The organism is Nitrospiraceae bacterium, assembly GCA_019637075.1.
Classification (GTDB): domain Bacteria; phylum Nitrospirota; class Nitrospiria; order Nitrospirales; family Nitrospiraceae; genus JAHBWI01.
Genome location: JAHBWI010000001.1, coordinates 788,693 through 806,685, shown reverse-complemented (window position 1 = coordinate 806,685; position 17,993 = coordinate 788,693). Strand labels below are relative to the sequence as shown.

At 59.0% G+C, this 17,993-nt stretch carries 18 protein-coding genes; 10 read left to right on the top strand and 8 right to left on the bottom strand.

All coding sequences use genetic code 11. The features are described 5' to 3' along the window. Positions 1–12: 12 nt before the first annotated feature. The 6 genes from rimI to KF814_03790 all read left to right on the top strand — a co-directional run bounded on the left by rimI (position 13) and on the right by KF814_03790 (position 4,081). The gene (gene rimI / locus KF814_03815; GenBank protein ID MBX3235257.1) at positions 13–582 is read left to right on the top strand and encodes a ribosomal protein S18-alanine N-acetyltransferase; all 570 of its coding nucleotides are present in this window, start codon (positions 13–15) and stop codon (positions 580–582) included. 27 nt (positions 583–609) lie between these two features. Next, positions 610–825: a YdcH family protein gene (locus KF814_03810; GenBank protein MBX3235256.1), complete on the top strand. Its 216-nt coding sequence runs from the start codon at positions 610–612 to the stop codon at positions 823–825. 95 nt (positions 826–920) lie between these two features. Beyond that, a complete protein-coding gene (gene tatC, locus KF814_03805) occupies positions 921–1,691 on the top strand; it encodes a twin-arginine translocase subunit TatC (GenBank protein MBX3235255.1) in 771 nt (256 codons plus the stop codon). Positions 1,692–1,728: 37 nt separating this feature from the next. Further along, entirely contained in the window at positions 1,729–2,808 is a 1,080-nt protein-coding gene (locus KF814_03800; protein MBX3235254.1) for a hypothetical protein, read from the top strand. A gap of 22 nt (positions 2,809–2,830) precedes the next feature. Then, positions 2,831–3,340, top strand: coding sequence for a peptidylprolyl isomerase (locus KF814_03795; protein ID MBX3235253.1), 510 nt, complete (start codon positions 2,831–2,833; stop codon positions 3,338–3,340). Positions 3,341–3,355: 15 nt separating this feature from the next. Further along, the gene (locus KF814_03790) at positions 3,356–4,081 is read left to right on the top strand and encodes a hypothetical protein (GenBank protein ID MBX3235252.1); all 726 of its coding nucleotides are present in this window, start codon (positions 3,356–3,358) and stop codon (positions 4,079–4,081) included. Positions 4,082–4,130: 49 nt separating this feature from the next. On the opposite strand, the gene KF814_03785 is transcribed toward KF814_03790, so the two are convergent. The 5 genes from KF814_03785 to KF814_03765 form a co-directional block, all read right to left on the bottom strand. Further along, the gene (locus tag KF814_03785) at positions 4,131–5,594 is read right to left on the bottom strand and encodes a TolC family protein (protein ID MBX3235251.1); all 1,464 of its coding nucleotides are present in this window, start codon (positions 5,592–5,594) and stop codon (positions 4,131–4,133) included. Beyond that, complete coding sequence (locus tag KF814_03780) at positions 5,591–6,868, bottom strand: efflux RND transporter periplasmic adaptor subunit (protein ID MBX3235250.1); 1,278 nt, start codon at positions 6,866–6,868, stop codon at positions 5,591–5,593. Before KF814_03780 ends, KF814_03785 begins: the two co-directional genes overlap by 4 nt. Continuing rightward, the gene (locus tag KF814_03775; GenBank protein ID MBX3235249.1) at positions 6,868–10,131 is read right to left on the bottom strand and encodes an efflux RND transporter permease subunit; all 3,264 of its coding nucleotides are present in this window, start codon (positions 10,129–10,131) and stop codon (positions 6,868–6,870) included. The genes KF814_03780 and KF814_03775 overlap by 1 nt, the downstream gene beginning before the upstream one ends. Then, positions 10,125–10,562, bottom strand: coding sequence for a response regulator (locus tag KF814_03770; GenBank protein ID MBX3235248.1), 438 nt, complete (start codon positions 10,560–10,562; stop codon positions 10,125–10,127). The genes KF814_03775 and KF814_03770 overlap by 7 nt, the downstream gene beginning before the upstream one ends. A 329-nt stretch (positions 10,563–10,891) precedes the next feature. Continuing rightward, positions 10,892–11,440: a hypothetical protein gene (locus KF814_03765; protein ID MBX3235247.1), complete on the bottom strand. Its 549-nt coding sequence runs from the start codon at positions 11,438–11,440 to the stop codon at positions 10,892–10,894. A gap of 751 nt (positions 11,441–12,191) precedes the next feature. On the opposite strand from KF814_03765, the gene KF814_03760 reads away from it, so the two are divergent. After that, the gene (locus KF814_03760; GenBank protein ID MBX3235246.1) at positions 12,192–12,587 is read left to right on the top strand and encodes a PilZ domain-containing protein; all 396 of its coding nucleotides are present in this window, start codon (positions 12,192–12,194) and stop codon (positions 12,585–12,587) included. A gap of 77 nt (positions 12,588–12,664) precedes the next feature. Here KF814_03760 and KF814_03755 read toward each other — a convergent pair whose 3' ends face one another. Further along, the gene (locus tag KF814_03755) at positions 12,665–13,012 is read right to left on the bottom strand and encodes a hypothetical protein (protein MBX3235245.1); all 348 of its coding nucleotides are present in this window, start codon (positions 13,010–13,012) and stop codon (positions 12,665–12,667) included. Between the two features lie 343 nt (positions 13,013–13,355). On the opposite strand from KF814_03755, the gene KF814_03750 reads away from it, so the two are divergent. From KF814_03750 to KF814_03740, 3 genes are all read left to right on the top strand, one after another. Then, positions 13,356–14,102 carry a hypothetical protein gene (locus tag KF814_03750; GenBank protein MBX3235244.1) on the top strand — a complete coding sequence of 249 codons (747 nt, stop codon included), beginning with the start codon at positions 13,356–13,358 and terminating at the stop codon, positions 14,100–14,102. An 11-nt stretch (positions 14,103–14,113) separates the two neighbouring features. Further along, positions 14,114–15,091, top strand: coding sequence for a hypothetical protein (locus tag KF814_03745; GenBank protein MBX3235243.1), 978 nt, complete (start codon positions 14,114–14,116; stop codon positions 15,089–15,091). Positions 15,092–15,177: 86 nt separating this feature from the next. Beyond that, entirely contained in the window at positions 15,178–15,639 is a 462-nt protein-coding gene (locus KF814_03740) for a DUF2127 domain-containing protein (GenBank protein MBX3235242.1), read from the top strand. 31 nt (positions 15,640–15,670) lie between these two features. Here KF814_03740 and KF814_03735 read toward each other — a convergent pair whose 3' ends face one another. Continuing rightward, on the bottom strand, positions 15,671–16,216 hold the full coding sequence (locus KF814_03735) for a GNAT family N-acetyltransferase (GenBank protein MBX3235241.1): 546 nt from the start codon (positions 16,214–16,216) through the stop codon (positions 15,671–15,673). 86 nt (positions 16,217–16,302) lie between these two features. Next, positions 16,303–17,982 carry a tetratricopeptide repeat protein gene (locus KF814_03730; protein MBX3235240.1) on the bottom strand — a complete coding sequence of 560 codons (1,680 nt, stop codon included), beginning with the start codon at positions 17,980–17,982 and terminating at the stop codon, positions 16,303–16,305. Between the last annotated feature and the right edge of the window lie 11 nt (positions 17,983–17,993).

Here is a 17,993-nt window from a genome sequence, read left to right as displayed (position 1 = left end):
GGAACGGAAGCAATGACACAGGCTCAATCGGGTCAGGATTCCGGTCCCACCGCGATCGTCATCGAACCGGCGACGATGGACATGCTGGATGAATTGTTGGTGATCGAACAGGCTTGCTTCTCCTCCCCCTGGACGCGCAAAATGCTCTCTGCCGAATTGTCCGGCAATCCATTCGCGAACTTTTTGGTGGCGCGTACCGTCGGTTTCCCAAGTACACCGGCGGTCATCGCCGGGTATTTCTGTTTTTGGATCGTGTTCGAGGAGCTTCGGCTCATGAACCTGGCCGTGGTACCGGAGTTTCGCCGCCGCGGAGTGGCGAGGCAGCTGGTCTGCGCAGCCCTGCGGATGGGGTTGGCAAAGGGAGCGACCAGAGCCATGTTGGAAGTTCGTGCATCGAATCAGGAGGCCCAGGCCCTGTACCGGAAAGTGGGTTTCCGTCAAACCTCAACGCGAGTGCGATACTATGTCAGCCCGGAAGAAGATGCAGTATTGATGGATTTGATTCCTTTACGACTGGACGCGCCTTGCCTCGCGGGGCAGGGAAGTCATACAGCGCCAGGCAGTACGGTCGTCGCCATCTAGCTCATTCATTCAACCAGGAGGTGCCTCATGCTGACGGAGACAGCGATCGCAGACCGGTTGCGCCAATCCAACACGGAGTTCCGCGAATTGGAAGCCACTCACCACCAGTTGGACATTGAATTGGCGGAACTGCAACGGCGTCACGTCCTGACGCCGGCTGAAGAACTGACCAAGCGCCAACTGCAAAAGGAAAAACTGGCCAAGAAAGACCGAATGGCCGAACTGATTCGAACCTTCCGCTAGCGACCTTCTCGGCGCAGTGGACCGACCCGCAGAGGGAGACGGTTACGAAGGCTGTTCGAAACAGCGGAGAGTCAGTGCGGTGATCAAGGAATGGGATGCTCGCCCCGCTTGCTACACATATCCAAACGCTGAAACGGCGTCTGATCATCGTCGCGGTCACGCTCTGCGCGGCGTTCGCCGCCGCGTTTGCCTATTCGGCCGAAATGGTCGCCTGGCTCAACCGGCCGTTTCCGAACCAACTCGTGTTCTATGGACCGACCGAGGCGCTCTTCGCCTCGATCAAGGTGTCGTTTCTGGCGGGCATCGTGCTCAGCCTGCCGATTATTTTTTACCACTTCTGGAAGTTCATCGAACCAGCGCTGCTCCCCAAGGAGCAGCGCTGGGCGATTCCCCTGTTTCTGTTGGCGGGATTCCTGTTCGGCCTCGGACTCGTTTTCTGTAATCTCGTAATTCTTCCTCTCGTCATCGACTTCTTCGTCAGCTTCGGTATGGACCGCGATATTACCCCGGCATTGGGGGTGGGCACTTACATCGACTTCAACGTGAAATTCCTGCTCATCTTCGGATGCGCCTTCGAGCTCCCGCTCGTGCTGACCCTCCTGGCCAGAGTCGGAGTCGTGACGTCCACCGTCTTGGCCGCCTATCGAAAACACGCGATCATGGCGGCTCTGATCGTGTCGGCGATCGTCACACCGGACGCGACCATGTTTACGATGTTGCTCATGGCGGTGCCCTTGATGGTGCTCTACGAGATCGGGATTTTGGGCGCCAAGATTTTCGGGCGCGGCGGGGGGCCCACCTCGGGCGTGAATTTGCCGCTCGATCCTGATATACCGATTGAGACAGCTGGACATCGAGTTCGTTGATCCCTCACACATCGATCCAGAAAGGTAGGGCGTGGTGATGGCTTCGCGCACAGTTGTTCTTGCGGTGCTCGCGCTGACCCTGTGGAGCGGCGTACTTTGGGCCGTCGAACCAACGGCCTTCCCCATACAAAATGTGCCAGGCATTCAACAGGGCCATCCCGAACAGGCACCGGGAGGACCCATAGAAGGTGGCACCGCCAGCATCCAGGCCTTGACAGCGACTCTGGATGGGACGGTCTACGCGGGGTCGTTCGGCATGGGAATTTTCCGGAGCAGCGACCGCGGCCGTACCTGGGTGTCGGCCAACGACGGTCTGACTGATCTGTTCGTGTTGTGTTTAACCACGGCCAAGGATGGAACGGTCTATGCCGGCACTTTCCGCGGCGGTGTGTTCCGTTCCCGTGACGCCGGAAAAACTTGGCAGGCAGTCAATGGCGGTTTGAAGCGCCTGGAAGTCAAGGCCTTGATGGCGGACGGCAAGGGACTCTATGCCGGGACCGGGGATGGCGTCTACGTGCTGAACAGTGCCAAGGATAACTGGACGGTGGTGACCACCGGTCTCGACGATATTCTGGTGCATGCCCTCGCCCGTACCCCCGATGGGGCCCTCTATGCCGGGACGTCCGGGAAGGGCGTCATGCGGTACAAGGAGAAGGAGCAGCCGGCGGGATGGGTGAGGCTCAGGCAGGGGCTTCGCGATCATGAAGGGCTGGTGGAAAACTTCATTCGAGTCCTCACGGTGGACAAGAAGGAAAACGGCATCTTCGCCGGCACATTCGACGGCGGGGTGTTTCGCAGCGGCGACGGCGGCAAGAGTTGGTTGCCGATCAGCCGGGCACTGCCGAACGATTCGATTCGCGGCGTCATCAGCAATGAGCGGGGAGTATACGTCGCAACCGGCCGTGGCATTTTCAAAAGCGAGAACCAGGGAAAGCAATGGATGCCGCTGAACAAGGGACTCAGCAATCTCTCGATCCAGGTGTTCATCGAGGGGGAGAAGGGTGTGTTGTATGCCGGCACGAGTTCGGGTGTGTTCCGGAGCGATGACGATGGCGCGTCATGGATGGCGATGAGCCAGGGCTTGGAAGGGGGCACGGTGGCCCCCTTCAAATTTTGATTCGGGAGGGAGAAGACTGATCATGAGCGGACAAGGCAACGGACCGAAGGCAATCATCAATATCACATCGAAGGGGGAGCCCTGGGGACAAATCGTCCTCCGTTTTTTCCCGGAGGTGGCACCCAATCATGTGCAGAATTTCACGACGTTGGCCAAGCAGGGATTCTATAACGGTACGACCTTTCATCGGGTCATCCCTGGTTTCATGATCCAGGGGGGTGATCCCAACAGCAAGAGTGCCGACCGGGCGTCCCACGGCATGGGCGGACCGGGCCATCGGGTCAAGGCCGAATTCAACAGCAAGCCGCACAAGCGGGGGACGCTGTCGATGGCGCGTGCGAACGATCCCGACAGCGCCGGCTCACAGTTTTTCATTTGCGTGAACGCCGCGAACTTCCTCGACTGGCAATACACGGTGTTCGGCGAGGTCGAAAGCGGCATGGACGTCGCTGATCGCGTGGTGAGCGCGAAGCGCGACGGTCGGGACAATCCGTTGGAGCGTGTGGAAATGACGGTGACGGTCGCCGAATAGTGTGAGACGGGAAAGGTGGGACGTAAGATCGTGAAGGCGAACTCATTGCCCGTTCGGATGGCCGTCTCGCGTCTCGCGTCTCGCGTCTTTCGAAGCGCGCTGCTGTGCCTCGTTGCCACGGCTTGTGCCATTCCCCAGGTGCCCTCGCGCACGGTCTATGAAGACCCGGTCAACTTCGTGCGCTTGGAGTTGGATTCGACGGTCCTGCCGGAGTGGCAGCCGAGTTATCTCACCCACCCGGCGTTGTTCACCCAGGAACAATGGAGGCGGTTGTTGCGAGGGTTCACGGTTCAGGAACACCGTGTGGCTCTGCAGCGCTGGCTGCAAGGCGAAGCCCGCCGGGTGCCGGTGTTCCGTGACGACGAGATCGAGCTGCTCGTTCCGCACTTGGTTCAGGCGTTGGCACAGGCCAGGGAGAACGAGCGGGTGACCTTTTACCTGAGTCAACCGCAGACGTCGGTGAAGCGTGTCATCACATCAGGCGGGTTCTATGTGAAAGGGACCGATCTCCACGTGATCGTCGGGAATTGGCAGATCGTGTACGGGATTCCGGCCTACGGCATGATCTATGACCGTCGTTATCCCATGAACCCGACAGTCTCGAAGGGATTTGATCTCCACTTTGACTTCGATCCCGCCATCGTCCAGCAGGAATCCAGTTTCTGGGATTGGCTGCTGGCCAACTCCAAAGACGAACTCGTCATCGATCTCACCAAGGTGTTTCCCGGTCAGGCGGTCTGAAATCTCTTTGCTCGCGGCCGATATCCCCTGCAGCCGCTCTCGTGGTTGCCTAGTATTTTCTTTCTGAGCTGCCTTCCAATACGGCAGGGCCTTCGGACACCTTGCCCGTCGAATCGTGCCTGATCAACAGCGGTTTGAGGTCGGGGTCATAACCGCGAGCCGAGTAGGCCAGCGTGACCTCCGCAATCTTGTAGTCGAATTGGGTGTCTGCCAGCCTGGTTTGCGCGGCCGTCAACGCCACTTCCGACTGCGTGACTTCGACGACGGTGCCGAGACCCAATTTGTAGCGCTGCTTCGAGAGTTGCAGCGCCTCTTGCGCCGTCTTGACCTGCTCCTCCGCCAGCTTGATCTGTTGGGCCAGGGTGATCGTATCCAGGTAGGCGTTGGTGACTTGCTGGGTCAGGGCCTGCTCGATTCCCGTGGTGGCGGCGGAGGCGGCTTCTCGCTGCGCACTGGCCTCAGCCACCTGGTTCTCGATCAGAAATCCGGTGAACAACGGCATCGAGACCATGGCTCCGGCCATCCACCATCCGCCCGTTTGCTGATTTTGCCGAGGGTCAAACGGATCGAAGGTGCCGCCGCTCGCGATAGCCGAAACCGTCGGGAGATACTGCCGTTTTGCGGCGGTCAACTTGGCGTCCGCGGCTGCGGTTTGTTCCCTGGCGCGTTTGACCTCCGGGTGCGACAGACTCTGGTTGATCAGGTTATTGAGCGCTTGGGGCGGCCGTACCTCAACGGAAACGTCTTCGAGCACATAGTCTTCCGCCCCGGCGATGCCCATCGTTCGATTCAAATCCGCGAAGCTGGCCTTGAGATCGTTACGGCTTTTCACCAAAAGGGATTGCGCGTTCACCAGTTCGACGTGAGCCAAGTCGAAATCCAGCTTGGATTTCAACTGTTGCCGGTACAGGGTCTCGATTTGTCCGGCGATCTGTCCCCGTTCCCGAACGGTTTCCTCGGCGATCTGGACGAGGCGCTTGCGTTTCAAACTCGTCAGATATGCCCGCTCGACCTGCACGAACACGAGGGCCCGCCGCGCGTTCACGTCCTGTTCCACCGACCGGGCCGCCAGCTGATTGGACTCGACCAGGTTGCTGGTGTACCCAAAGTCGTACACGCGTTGGTTGGCGATGACGCCGCCCGTAAACGTCGTCTGATTCTCACGCAGCAGGCCGCCTCCGATGAGGAAGCGTGGGTTCGTCACTCCCGCCCCGGCCACGGTGTTGGCGTTGGCGTAGACCTGTGGGAAGTACAGCGAACGAGCCTGTTCCGTTCGAGCCTGGGAGGCTTTCAAATTTGCCGTCCCTTCGGCGACGAACGGATGGTACTTCATGGCCAGATCCACGGCTTGCTGCACGCTGAGAAATCCGCCGTTGTTGAGGCTAGGCGCAGAAGCGCTCTCTGCGGCCGTGGAAGAGATCCAAGAGCCGAGGCTGTACAGGAGGACGGCGAAGCCGGCAAACAGCTGATGTGGAGTCGGGATGCGCATAGTGTCTCCTCTCGAGCCGGTCATGATTGAGCTCCATTCCCGGGTGGGGCCGAGGGCGGCGGTCCCGGTGATTTGCGTTCGAATTTCTGTTGCGAAGGCTTGGCCTCGGGGAGCTTGAAGGGGGAGGCTTGAACGGTAGCCCCTTCGAGCAGTTTGCGCTTGCCCACGACGACCACGTCCTCGTCGCCGTTTAAACCCGAAGTAATCTCCATCCAGCGACCGTCGGTGATGCCGGTTTGGACTGCGACGGACTTGGCCTTGCCCTGGTCGATGATGAAGACCGACTTGCCTTTGGGGCCAGCGACGATCGCTTGCGGAGGGAGGACTAAGGCTTGGGGGATTTCGCGGAGGCCCAGCCCGACCTCCGCAAAGGTGCCGGGGCGGAGTGCGTGGTCCCCGTTGGGGAGATCAATCTCGACCAAGAGGCTGCGGGTGGAGGGATCCAGCGCAAGCGTGGAGCGGGTGACCGTCCCTGAGAACGAGTGTCCGGGAAGTTCTTTGACCGTGACCGTGGATTTGGTTTTTCCCGGCGCGATCCAGGGACTGTCGTCTTGCGGCACGTTCGTATACACGCGGACCGTATTGAGATCCATGATCGTGAAGAGGGGAATCGCGCTGGTGGCCGAGGATGTGGCGACTTGGATCAAGGCCCCGGGATCGGCAAAGCGCGCCGTGATGATGCCATCGTATGGGGCACGAACCTTTGTGTAGTCGCGCATCACGACTCGCTGTTCCATCAGGTGTTTGGCTCCCTGGTAGGCCGCTTCGGCGACATCGACGTCCTGTTTGGCGATCACGTCCGGCGATTCATTCCAAACCTTTGCGAGCCGCTCGTAGGTAACCTTCTTGATTTTGTAGTCCGACAGCGCTTGGTGATACTGCTCCTCGACCTCCGGGGCATCGATGATCGCAACGACCTGATCTTTCTTCACCACGTCGCCTTTGTCCGGCCCGATCCATTTCAAATACCCGGACACCTTCGCGTAGAGCGTCGTCTGGTACAGCGGCGCGATATTGGCGGGAAGGGTGACCGTGTACGTGAGGTCGCGTCTGGTGGGTTTCGTGACCTGCACATCGACCGGCGTCGGATCTATCTCAGGCTTCGCGGGCCCTGCATCATGTTCCGCCGTGGAGGCGGTTGCGGTTTTGGCCTGTTGCCCATGTTCCGGCGAAGGCGTCTCCTGCACAAAGACATAGAGCCCAAAGCCGACGGCAAAGGCAGCAAGGCCGATCCACACGAAGGCCTTCCAAGGTTGAGCCGATCGTCGATCGAATGGTGGGGGCTGTATGTCGTCCATCAAATCTCCTCCGCAGTCGCACCGGGCGTCGCCGATATCGGCGGCCTTTCTCGACGATGCAAGACCATGCAATGCATGACGGGCACCACCACGAGCGTCATGATCGTACTGACCGCCAGGCCGCCGACGACCGCGCGGGCAAGCGGCACCATCGTTTCGTTCCCTTCGCCGAATCCAAGGGCCAGCGGCAACAGTCCCAAGATCGTGGCCAGCGCCGTCATGAGAATCGGCCGAATGCGGCGCTTGCCCGCCTCGAGTACGGCTCGTTCGGCCGAGGCACCGTGTGAGACCATGCGGTTGGCGAAATCCACCAGTAAGATGCTGTTCGAAACCACGATCCCCATCATCATCAGGGTGCCGATCATCGATTCGACGTTTACGGAGGTATCGGTCAGCTGCAGCATGAGGACGGTGCCGATCCAGCCGAGCGGTACCGCCACGAGGATGATTGTCGGATCGACGAACGACCGGAACAGTCCGACCATGACGAGATAGATCAAGAGTACAGCCAGAGGGAGCGCCAGGGCGAAGTTTTGAATGGCATTCCGCATGTTGGCCACTTCGCCGCGCAACTGCACGGTCACATCCTTCGGCAGGTGGATGCCGGCGAGGACCTTTTCGATATCTCTAGCCACTCGCCCCAAATCATTGCCGACCGGAGTCACCAGCACGTTGATCAGCCGGGAGAGATCGTAGTGGTCGACCGAGTCGGGACCTGTCTTGAACCGCAAGCTGGCCACGTCGCGCAGAAGCACGGGTGGACCACGGCGTTCGTCTCCCGAGGCATAAAACCCAGCGGACAGATCGAGGTTCCGACCGGCAAACGGCGTGTTCTGTAGGGCTAAGGTAGAGCCGGCCATGCCGCTGGTCAGACTTGCCGTCGGGAGCAAGGGGGTCCGGGCCCCGATGATCGGGATGTTGAGTAAGTCTTCCGTCTTGGTCAACGATTGCTCCGGGTACTGTGCCAGGAGGAAATACCCGTTGGCTGTCTTGGGATCGAGCCAATAGTTGGGCGAGAGCGCAATGTTCGAGCTGATGCCCGTAATGACGTCGACAATCACCTTGTCTTGGGTAATGCCGTAATAGGCTGCTTTGGTGCGATCGACATCGATGTGCAGCTCCGGATAGCTTTTCCCTTGTTTGATACGGACGTCGACGGTGTTGGGCACCTGGGCAACCTGTTGCTGGATGCGCTCGGCCACGGGCCGGATCACGTCCAGGCTCGGTCCCTTGACCTGAATGTCGATCGGCGCCTTGAGCCCGAAGTTCAGGACATCGCTGATGATGCCGCCGGTCTGAAACGCGATTTCGACGCCGGGCAGCGAGGCGCGTAACTGTTTCCTCAACTCGGCGATGTAGTCATCCGTCTTACCGTGATGGCCCCCCACCAGGTTCACCAGCACGAAGGCCGTGTGGTTGCCGGTGTTGGGTGCGAACCGGGCGGCATCTCCAAAATAGAGGCCCGTGTTGGAAATGACCTCTTCCAGGTCTTCCTTGGGGATCACGTCGTGGATCAATTGCTCGATCTGCCCCACGATGGCGGAGGTCTTTTCGATACGCGAGCCCTCCGGTGCGCTGACGAGGAGGGTGAAGTTACCCGCGTCCACTTTGGGAAAGAACTCAGTATGCAGCCGAGGGATGAATAGCGCTCCCACGCCGATCAAGGCCAGCAACGCAGCTACGGCCACCAGGGCCCTGAACCGCACGGCTGTGCGGAGGGTCGGTTCATAGATCGCCAGCACATATCTGAACCAACCTTCGTCTGCGGAGTCGTCGTGGGAAGACTTTCCGTTTCCCGTCTGATACAGCCGGGCCAAGATGACTGGTGTGACCGACATCGATACCACGTAGTCCGCCAGCATGGCGAAGGCAACGGTCATGGCCATCGGGACGAAGAGATACTTGATGATGCCGGTGAAAAACATGATCGGCAGGTACACAATCAGGATGCAGACCGTAGCCACGAAGATCGGCAGGGTCAGCTCGGTCGCACTATCCTCGGCCGCAGACCGGCCATCCTTGCCCATCTCGAGGTGGCGATGGAGGTTTTCCTGCACCACGATGTTGTTGTCGAGCAGGGTGCCGATGACGAGCGCCAACCCTCCGAGGGTCATGATGTTCACGCTCTGTCCCGTCAGGTACAGGCATACAAGCGCCGCGGTCAGCGAGAGGGGAATGGCCAGGCCGACGACCAGGGCAGCCTTCACGCTTTGCAGGAATAGGAAGATCATGATGCCGGCCAGTCCTGCTCCGAGCAACCCTTCCTTTTGGAGATTCGCGATCGCCTGCCGGATATACAGCGATTGGTCGTAGAGAAACTTCACCGCGGTATCGGCGGGAATCTCCGTGAGATGCGGCAGTTTGGCGCGGATGCCGTCCGTGACCTCGAGCGTGTTGGCACCTTCTTGCCGGGTGATCGGAATGTAGGTCGCCTCGCGGCCGTTCACGCGGACGATGGAGGTTTGGATGGCGGCGCTGTCCGCCGCCGTCCCGATATCGCGCACCAGTACCGGGGTGCCGTTCACGACCTTGATGGGGATATCGTTGATCTTCTCGACCGCGTCGATCAGGCTGTTGGAGTACACGTAATAGTCAAGGTCTCCGATCTTGATGTCGCCGGCGGGGATAATGGCACTTTGGGCATTGATGGCCTTGACCACTTCCGAGGGGGAAATACCGCGGGCCAGCAATCGTTGTTGGTCGAGGAATATCGTGACTTGGCGGACCTTACCGCCCAATGGTGGGCCGAAAGAGACGCCGGGGATCGTGGCAATCTGTTGTCGTATCGTAAAGTAGGCGAGGTCCCGGATTTCCTTTGGGCCGAGCGTATCGCTGTTGATCGACAGGTAGCCGATCGGCAGGCTCGACACGCCGAATTTGAACACAGAGGGTGGGTAAACTCCGGGCGGCAGCAACCGGATGATGCTGTAGGCCAGACTCGTCAACTCGGACTGGGCGCTGTCGATCCCATACTCCGGCTGGAAGAAGACCTTGATGTAGCTCATTCCTGCCAGCGACTGGGATTCGATATGTTCCACATAACTGGCCTCGACGAACCGCTGTTCCATCTTCAGCGTGATGCCGCCTTCCATCTCGCTTGGACTCATACCGCGGTAGAAAGTGGTGACTAAGATCGAGGGAAGACGGATCTCCGGGAAGATGTCGATGCGCATCTTTTGATAGGAGACGCCCCCGAGAATGAGGGCGATCATGCAGAGCGCGAAAACGGCGTAGGGGTTTTTGAGTGCAGCACGTGTCAACATCGGGCTTCCGTTATGTCAGGGGTACGGTTTCGATTTATCCAGTATCGGCAGAGATCTCCGGTGCACTGAACCAATTCGTCGAAGGTGCTGGGTTTGATCACATAGCCATTGGCCCCGGCGCGATAACAGGATTGCAGGTCTCGAGCATCGTCGGAGCTGGTCAGGATGACGACCGGGATGTGCAAAAAGCGGATGTCTTGTTTGATCTGCCGCAAGGTATCCAGTCCCAATTCTCCTCTCAGTTTCAGATCAAGCAATACGAGGGTTGGCTCATCTCCGTTGATGTGATCGTTGAGGTATTTCATGGCGGAGCGGTTGCCGTCGGTGACCACCAGTTCGGCCTGGACCCCGGCCTGGACAAGGGCTCGACCGAAGAGTTCGCATTCGCCGGGACTGTCGTCGACCAGCAGTATGCAGGGATGAAGTGTCATCAAGTAACAGCATCAGCACGGAGCATGCCTGGAGAATCTTTGAGGTGATGATTTATAGTTGTCAATATAATCCATGTATTGCGAGCTATATGTAATGAAGTAGGTAAAGTGATAAGCCGTGCGTGCCTGATGGAGTGGGGAGAATTTCCAGAGCGGCATGGAAAAACTCCACAGGAGGATGTTTCGATCGGCCGATCGCTTGGATATTCAAGAGAGAGCGGATCGACCGGTGGTGGAATTGGGGGAATGCGTTCGATGGAGCATCCGGTCCTGAGCCGGCTTATGAAAGAGCCACATTTGCCCGCCGTCCATGGCAGGTGATTATTCGGCTATGACTCATGTCCTGACGCCTGTGATTCCTCGAAAGAGCCGGTGCCGCAGCCAAGGTGCCCATACATCATGCCGAAGTACCCGCAGTAGGCTCCCCCTTTGAATGCCCAGTCGACTCTTGTGACTCGTACGATTTGTCCGTGATCCATGAGAACAGAAAGGTATTGTGAACCGACTGGGACCATCGCGGGGAGGGGAATGATGACGACATAGAGCACCATTCCGGACCAGCGCAGCCCATCGATTTTATAGATCCACTCTTCGCTGCCGTCCTTCCGGGTCGTTATCTCATCCGGCTTGCCCCAATGGGTTTGGAGATCAGTCGCAGAAACGATGATTGGTTCGGGCGTTGTCTTACGTGGAGCAACCGTGCCTCTCGTCGGCTGAATGGCCTGGTTGTCCTCCATGCTGGTGCGAGTGCCGAGGGTCCAGGCCCCGAGCCCTACGCAGCCCTGGAGAGTGATCAGTAGGACGGACAGGAGGATTTGAGGCCAGTACCCTAATGCTGAAAATCGGCCTGCTACGTTCCGTGCGTTGATCTTGCCCATGCTCATCCCTTTCTCTGGTTGTCTAGGGGGCGTCGATTTCATGACCTCGATGATGAGATGGTTCGCAGCCTACTGAGATCCGTCCGACATCGCAACCGGGACGGTCGGGCGGACTTCGCCTATGCGTCAATCTGCACCCTCAGTCCATTGCGTGACAAGAAGAGAAGGTAGGCAATGCGCCGGCCGGGCCACACCGATCCCCGCGTTCCGTATGGTTCGCTACTAGGCTGGGATCTCCGCAATGAACCAACATTCCCACATCGGCGAATAGCAAGAGGAGTGGACCGGCACCGGTGCCGGCACGGCGACCGGACTCGGCGGTCCTGATGGTCAGGATGAGTCCCGTGAACGGTGGTCTTTTTCCGGCGGGGCCCGTCATTCCGGAGTCAGCCAGTTCCTCCTGCAGCCGTTTGCGAACTACAACCTCGCGCAGGGCTGGTTCCTCACATCCGCCCCAATCATCACGGCAGATTGGGAGGGGGCTGCGCGAAACAGGTGGATCGCGCCCGTGGGAGGAGAAGTCGGGCGCGCGTTTGTATGGGATCGTCAGTCGATGAGCGTCTCCGTGCAGGCTTACTACCACGTCGTCCATTCCGACCTGAGGGCTGAATGGCAAACGAGGACCATGATGGGGTTTTTGTTCTAGCGATCCGTTTGACCGGTTCGGTTGAATGGAAACGGGTTTGTCCCTTCTAAGGTAGGATACCGCGGGACCTCCGCTGCCGATACCATCCGTCGTCTGGAGGTGGAGATGGCTCCGCGTGGCTACGTTCGAAACTACTACCGCTTTCCCCTGCACTATCCGGTGATCTTCGGCGGGGCCCCCTTCGTCGGTGAAGGGATCCTGATGAACCTGTCGTTCAAAGGTTGTTCGGTCAGCTGCGATCGCGAGGTGTTGTGTGGCAGTGAGGTTCGCGTGAGCCTGTTGATGGATGATCAGGCAGCCGCGCTCCCAATCGAGCGTGGCAGGATCACCTGGGTCAACGGCCATCACTTCGGGGTCGAATTTGTTCGGCTTCCTCTCGAGGCTCAGCAGCGCCTGAATCGGACGCTTCGCCTCGAACTCATCGAATGGTTGAAGATGCGCAACACGATTGCTGCATTTCGAGGCCTCTCCGATGCCGTCGAGCAGTTGTCGGAATATTGATGGCTGAAAGGGGTTCTGAGGCGTGTGGTCGTGAGGCCCGAGCCGGCGCTGCGGCCGCCTCGGGCCTCAGTCAGCGGTTACTGAATGAAGTTTGCGAAGCCCCCACGCGTAACTTCGGCGCGAATCTTGTCTCCCACCTTTTTCTCGCCCCTTATTTTCTGGGTCTGCTGGCCCACGTAAATGCGCATCTCCGTTGGTTTGATTCCACTGTCGAGATAGGCAGCCCCGCCGCTTTCCACGGTGTACACGTCACCGTCGATTTTGGTGACCTTCCCGTCCACCATCGCATATGCCGGCCCCGGGGCCGTGTCCATTTGCTCTGATGCCTGCGGTGATTCCGCCTTGGCGATGTTGACAACAAGCAGTGCTGCCAAGCCGAAGGTCAGTGTCGCTGCCGTCAAACGAGTTGTTCCGGTCACTACCATGAGTGTCCCTCCTCTATAACGGGCGGCGCCGATTCGGCAGTGCCGCCCCCAATGGTCTGGGAGAGAGCAATCCTCGTGCCCATGCCCACTCTGTCCAACCCCAAGGAAACGAGTATTTACGATGGGGTATTTGATTGGCGCTCCCGCCGCTTACTCGCTCAGCGGAGACAATTGCAGTCACCCTGTCCAATAATGCTCGTCAACGCCTGTCTGCCGGATTGCCTTGCAGCGTGGATCCGACGGCAGCCAAGCAGGCCTCGGCTCGCCATATTGACTCGTCACGTGAACCCACGTAGCCTTTCTCCGTGCGACGCACCGAACCTTGCTTGAAGGAGGATTTGCCATGAAATTGTCTGGTCTCGCCGCCGCGATTGTTGCATTGTTGCTTGTCCCCCTGACGAGCTGGGCTATGCCGCCTGTGGAGTCTACGGTCGAGTATTCGGCCGACAGTGTGATGGAGACCGAGGGTGGTATGACGGTGAAGTCTCGCCTCTATCAGGCGCCTGGGAAACAGCGGATGGAAATGGGTGGGGCGGAGGGGGGTGTCACCATCATCCGCAAAGATAAGCAAGTCATGTGGCAGCTCATCGGCGATATGTACATGGAAATGCCGTTCGACCAGTCGAAGTCTTCCGGGCTCGAGGGGTTCGATATTCAGGAGCAAACCGAGGTCGGCCAGGAAGTCATCAACGGCATGAAGACGACGAAGACGAAGGTGATTGCAGTCAAGAAGGATGGGTCGAAGTTCGGAGGATTCTTCTGGACGACGAAAGAGGGAGTCGTCGTCAAGACCGATATGCTCTCGAAGGAGGGCGATCGAAAGGTACGGATTGCGTTGGAGCTGTCGAATGTCAAAATCGAGAAGCAGGACCCGGCATTGTTCGAAATCCCACCCGGGCTCACGAAAAATGATATGGGTGCGATGATGGGCCAAAGCGGCATGCCCAACCTCGAAGAGATGATGAAAGGGGCGCGCGAGGAGCAGCCGAGAGAACGCCGGCCGTCGCGGGAGCGCAGCGAGAGGAAGACAAGTGAAGAGGAGGCTCCCGTCGATATGAACAAGATGTTGAAGGGGTTGTTCGGACGATAGGGAGGAACACAATGAGACTCACCGGAATCATGGTTTGTGTTTCATTGCTGGTCGCGCTGCCCCTGTCTGCGGCGCGAGCGGACGACCCCTGTCTGGGCGATGAAGAACAGAAAAACGCCAAGGCGGCGGCCGCCGCACTGAAGAGGGCTGAACAGGCCGGAAAGCCGGGTGAATTGTTCGTGGTCTATCGTTCGATCCTGGGGAATGACTGTATCGACCAGTATGACAAGAGTGCGTGGGATCGGGCGAAGGCGAACGTGCCCAAGTTGGGGCGTGAGCTGGCCAAGGCGGCCGAGGCAAAAGGCCTGTGGTATTCGTCCGACCCGGTGCGCTCAGACGGCCAGGCCTCGGCGTTTCAATACTTCGAGGCGATCGGTGAGTATGGCGAAGCCAACCGGGTGATGCTGAAGGCGTTGCAGGCGAAGGCGGACGATCTCGCTCTGTTCAAGGTCGCCTCAAGTGTGGATCACAACCGATGGAACGCCCCGGATTCGAAGACCGGGCAGCGCCAACCCTTTGCCTCGCCTCCTGCTTATCGACAAGAGTTGCAACGAATGGCTTCCTCCGCGGCGGATCGACTCATGAAGGCTGAAGAACAGGATGCCAAGGGCCTCTCAGGCAGCGGCGTGGAAGTCGGGATGGCCGCTGCCAAGTCACTTGAAAAACTGCGGACCGCTGCGCAATGGATGGCGTTCTTGCCTGGGGGCGACAAGTCTGCTCGAGAGCGGGCCGAACAACGTGGTGATACGATTATTGCGCGATCCGACTCGACGTTTACCCAAGCCAATGCTGCCGGATACTACAAATTTGCCGGGTCGTCGAAGGCGAACGAGAAGGCAGCTCAGCTTCAGAAGAAGATCGATGCCTCGCGTCATGCCATGGAAAAATCCGGCGAGCAGGTAAAGGGCGCGATCAAGGAACAAAGCCAGGCCGAGCAGCGGCAGTTCGACAAGAAGAAGGGGGATCTCGAGAAGGAGCTCGGATTTTAGACGGGCAATCGGTGCAGGGGGTGACGCCCTCTCTCTCGATACCTTCGGCAAACCTCAACATGAATTCCCGGCGACAGCATCCTGGGATGGCCGCGATCGCCCTGTTCAAACTTCTGAAGGGCGGTCTGCTGCTGGCCCTCGGCTTGGGGCTCTTGAAGCTGGTTCATGTCGAAGTCGCCACGGTATTTTCGCTGCTGATAGAAGCGCTCCACCTCGATGCGGATTCGCGCTTCATTCATGGAATGGTGCTGAGAGTCGACGCGCTCCAACCCCACAGCCTGCAAGTCGCCGCACTGGTCAGCCTGGCTTATGCCGCGCTACTCACAGTCGAGGGGGTCGGGCTGTGGCTGGAGTTCGGCTGGGCCGCCTACCTCACGGTGCTCTCGACGAGTCTGTTGGTACCGGTTGAGCTGTATGAACTCGTCGAACGGCCTTCTGTTGTGCGCGTAGCGGTCCTGTTCGTGAATGTGGGCATCGTCTTCTATTTGATCGGCCAGCTGCGGGCCCATACCCTGCGTGAGGGAAAAGCTCACACGAACCGAGTGTGAGCTCCTGACTGCGCGACTCGACGTCTGTTGATTACAGCAATCCGAACTCTCGCCGCAGCATCCCGTATAGTTCGAGATCCACATACTGTCCGAACCGGACATAGTGTTCGCGCATCCGCCCCTCGTAGGTCATGCCGACCTTTTGCAGCACGCGGCCCGAGGCTTCGTTTCCCTTGAAGTGCGGAGCATAAATCCTGTGCAGTTGGCGTCCCGTGAATCCGTACTGCAGCACGGCCTTGACGGCTTCGGTACAGTACCCTTGATTCCAATAGGCGATGCCCAGCCAGTAACCCATCCGTGCGTGCTGGTGCGGCGAGACGATGTCGAGACTGATCGACCCGATGAGGCGTTGCGGACTTGCCAGGACGATGGCGAATGAAATTGCGATGCCTTGCTCGTAGGCGGTCTGCCGTTCCGCCAACCATTGCTCCGCAAATCCCGTTTCATAGGGATGGGGGAGAAAGGTGCCTGCTGCGACTTCCTTCGAGGACACGAGATGCTGGATATCTCCGGCGTCCGCCTGGGTGAACTGTCTGAGGGACAGCCGCTGTGTCGTAAGGATGGGAAATGAGGGCATGGCGCCATCAAAGCACATCCACGAGGGGGGACTCAATGCTGCTCAGTCACGATGAGCAGGGAAGGCGGCAATGGCTCGGAGGAGGACTACGAGGACTGATCCTGCATCACGATGCGAAAACGAGTCTCATCTACCTGGTCGTACGCGGAGGTATACTCTCCCTCGAAGAGGCCGCAGCGGTAGAGGCCCGGCAACCATCCCCCCTGAGGACGGGATAATCGAAAATAGCCGGATTGATCGCTCATCGCCATTACGACCCGGTCTTGCGCGGCTGGTTGCTGTTCCCCTGTCGTTTCTGATCGCTCGAGGTAGCAGCTCGTCGAAAGCGGCACCGCATCGTATGAATCCGACACCAATCCGAACACCAGGAATATTTCCGATTGGGCGGCAGGGAAGGTGTCACTTGGGTTGATCGGCACGAAATCGTGGGCACCGGTTGGAAAATCATCCCGCAGTACCTTGGTTGCAGGAATGACATAGCGAAACCAGCTAAAGTCGGAGTCGCGTCCCATGAGCGAGGCGCGAGTCTCCAGCGGTTTGTGGGTCAACCGCATCGCAGCGATCTTCGCGTAGAGCTCGTCTTCCGATACGGTCTTGGCAAAGGGCTGCTCTTTGGCCACCATGCTATCGGCATCCGGTACATGGGGTTTTACCTTGGCCAGCCACTCTCCCAGCTTGTCTTTGCTCAGGACCCGCATGCCGGGAGGTAAGTCGATGTTCTTATTGTTCGTTTCAAACTCTACGGCCGCGTCGTACAGAATTTGGAAATGGACGAAGGCATCCTCCCACCGCTGAAGTTCAACCAAGCATTGCCCCATTCGGAAGACCGTGTCGGCGTATTCCTCGTCACCGATCTCGAGATTTGCCACGCTGCGAAACACCGTGATTGCCTCGCTGCAGCGGCCGAGTTTCATCAGGCTGAGGCCGAGCTGATGCACGGCGTTCGCATCCATCGGGTTGAGCGCAAGGATGCGGCGATAGATCGGTTCGGCTTCGGCGAAGCGGCCGATGGAAAAGAGGTTCCAAGCATCGGCGCGGATCGCGGCCCATTCCTTCCGCTGCGCCGGCGTGCCGTCGGCTGCAAAGCTACGGATGAACCGGCGGCCTCGCTCCGGTCCGTAGAGAACCGCCAGCAGGTTGCGGGCCGGTGATTCCAGCGGTGATCCCGGGGGGACGTGCTGAAGGACATGACGAACATCTCGGTCTGCACCTTCGATATCCAAGACGTCGAAGCGGGCTCTCGCCATTGCGAGGCGCCAACTCAGCACATCCGGAACCAAGTCGACGGCCTTTTGGTAGGACTCCAGCGATTCTTCGAGACGGTCAAGTCGGCGGAGTTCCTGTGCCAGTCGCAGATGCGTCAGTGGATTCTGGTGGTCGATGTCTGCGATCCGCTGAAGTTCGGCGGCGGCATCTGCCTGCTGCCCCCAGCGTAACAAGGTGCTCCATTTTGCCCAACGCGCATTCAGGGCAGAGGGCTGCTCGGCAAGAGCCGAGTCGTAGGCCCGCACGGCATCCTTGGGACGGCGTGATGCCGTAAGGATGTCGCCACGGAGCTTGTGCAGCATCAGTGCATTTGGGTGGTCTTGCAGCCCTTCATCCAGGAGGTCGAGCGCGCGGCTCGGGGAACCGCTGTCCCAGATGGCTTTGGCCTCTTCAAGAACCTGTGCCTCGGAGCGGTTCGACAAGGGATCGGCGATCGACGGCTGGACCGCAGCCAAGGTGCCGCAGAGTGCGAGTAGAGCTGACCGTAGGCGGGTACTCATACGGGAGGCCG